This window comes from Cupriavidus sp. SIMBA_020 (genome assembly GCF_046535395.1).
GTDB lineage: Bacteria > Pseudomonadota > Gammaproteobacteria > Burkholderiales > Burkholderiaceae > Cupriavidus > Cupriavidus campinensis.
On sequence record NZ_JAWRWU010000435.1, the window covers coordinates 1 to 278 of the forward strand.

A 278-nucleotide genomic window follows, 5' to 3' on the forward strand; every position below is an offset into this window, starting at 1 on the left:
CGCCGAGTTCCATCGAAAACTTCTTCAGGCCCACGCTTTGCACGATGCGATTGCCGGTGGCCGTGGTTCCGGCGAACGACAGCGCATGCACATCGGGGTGCGCCACCAGCGGCTCGCCGGGTTCCTTGCCGAAGCCGTGCACGACATTCAACGCGCCCGCCGGAATGCCGGCTTCGAGCGCGCGATCGCCGGGTATCGAGGCGGTGCGCGGGGACAGTGCGCGCCTCTTCCACCCGGCCGTAGTGCCGGACGCGAGGCAGGGCGCGACCTCCCACGTG

At 69.4% G+C, this 278-nt stretch carries 1 protein-coding gene; it reads right to left on the minus strand.

Annotation, left to right across the window (positions count from 1 at the left end):
- Window positions 1-278: aldehyde dehydrogenase family protein (locus tag SB751_RS29930; RefSeq protein WP_410749014.1), on the minus strand; the 278-nt coding region annotated here is incomplete at both ends.